Annotated in this window: 3 protein-coding genes; all 3 read right to left on the reverse strand. The window is 40.1% G+C overall.

The window, feature by feature from the left end:
• Positions 1–74: 74 nt before the first annotated feature.
• Genes CDZ87_RS16655 through CDZ87_RS17620 form a run of 3 tightly spaced genes read right to left on the reverse strand, consistent with a single transcriptional unit; the run spans position 75 to position 1577 of the window.
• Positions 75–503 carry a hypothetical protein gene (locus CDZ87_RS16655; RefSeq protein ID WP_100754524.1) on the reverse strand — a complete coding sequence of 143 codons (429 nt, stop codon included), beginning with the start codon at positions 501–503 and terminating at the stop codon, positions 75–77.
• Positions 493–867, reverse strand: a complete 375-nt coding sequence (locus CDZ87_RS17615; RefSeq protein ID WP_245834755.1) for a hypothetical protein — start codon at positions 865–867, stop codon at positions 493–495. The genes CDZ87_RS16655 and CDZ87_RS17615 overlap by 11 nt, the downstream gene beginning before the upstream one ends.
• A gap of 32 nt (positions 868–899) precedes the next feature.
• A complete protein-coding gene (locus tag CDZ87_RS17620; RefSeq protein ID WP_100754525.1) occupies positions 900–1577 on the reverse strand; it encodes a hypothetical protein in 678 nt (225 codons plus the stop codon).
• Between the last annotated feature and the right edge of the window lie 143 nt (positions 1578–1720).

Genomic DNA, 1720 nt, shown 5'->3' on the forward strand with positions numbered 1-1720 from the left:
ATGTGGGATGCAAACAGCGCCAAAAATTAACTCTTGACGCCATAGTCTCTTGTTATGTTCGTACTCAAAATTGTTCAGTTCGCACGAACATAAACTAAATGAATACCAGTGGGCGTTATTTTAGTAAGATTTTGACTATAAACATATCCATATCGTTCTAACAAATCAATGGAGTGATAGGTCCAACCGGCAGCAAATGCCACACCAGCCAATGCAAAATAAATACTGATCTTCTTTACTAATCTCATTGTTTTACTAGAGTAAATCTCATTAACCTTACGACCATAAAACAATGACTTAGGAGACATTACCAACAAGCATAATACTACTCCCAAAAAGCCAATAGGAAGCCACAATGTAATAACAGATACCGTTACAATCGGCTCCTGATTGAGTAATGCAAGATAATCTTGAAATACCTGAAAACTTACCCAAGCCCAAGATGGAATAAATAATAATATTAAAAATAACCCAGCCAATCGCACTTTACTTTTAGGTGACATTTTCTAACACCTCTACAATTCTATTGGAAATATCAAAATGACCCCATACAAACTCAACAATGATATAAGCAGCAACACACGCTAAAGCACCTAAAACAAGAGGCTGACCAAATGTGGCCATTGCTAATAATGCGGCCTCTCCCGCGCCAAACTGCACTAAAGCTTTAAACATGTCCGAGCCGACATTACCAAACCAATCGGTTAAGTGGTAGTCATCTTTGAACACCAGATCCGTCGTTGCGATGCTTGCCGACACCACAAATGTTAATGCCGCTGCGCCCTTAAAATTGGCCGCTTTTGATTTGGGACTAAATCCTGCTTGCATTGATTTGAAAGAGTTCAGTGGGTACTTTTTGCCATCCATCTTAATTCGAGTACCGTTTACAAAGGCATGTTTTAAAACTTTGCCGTTTTTATCTGTACCAGAACGTTTTTATCTGTACCAGAAAATGCAACAAAGGTTTTGCCTTTGCTCTCCACTAAATCAGCCTTAACACCCATATCACCAAACTGCTTCGCAATAGAGCGGGCGTTAAACATCGGCTCGGTATGGTTGAACCAACTTTTAGATGTATTAATACTTGCAGCTATTGCAGCCACATCACGACCTGACTCCAACCAAACGTTGTGTAAAATTTTATGCGCGTCCTCTAAGTCGGCAATAAGTACATGCTGGTGATTTTTCGCCATTTCCTCTTCTAACGAACACTGTGAACTAAGTGTATCACTGAGGGCTTCATCGAGTATTTGTGAAGCATTCCGACGTGCAAACACTTCTGCCCGATGTGCAGCATACCGCTCCTCATTCGCTTTAACATACGCCCAGGTTTCTTCAGATTGTCGATGATTTTCTTGAAGTTGTTTTAGATATTTTTCTTTTGGAGAAAGTCTGGGCTTAGGAGCTTCTGGAAGAGTATCCCCTTCAATCCATCGCATGTTGTACGTACTAAAATCTCTTGTCATATTTGTGCCGTCTTTATTTATCTCGTTGGAACTGCATGATAACTTCAAAATTGACAGGGCAAAAACTTGCTCACAGGTAACAAGTTGCCTGAAAAGTTCAACAAAGAACATAACGCCGCGTTAAGTAGTGAGCAACATCGCCACCTAACCTAAACCATTGTGCCGTAAACACTAAATTCAAAGCAAACTGAAAATGCCTAGCGTTGCGAATCTGCCTTAAACGCTTTGTTAGTTGCCATTCTAAACCTTTGATT

This window comes from Vibrio salilacus (genome assembly GCF_002811245.1).
Classification (GTDB): Bacteria; Pseudomonadota; Gammaproteobacteria; order Enterobacterales; family Vibrionaceae; genus Vibrio; species Vibrio salilacus.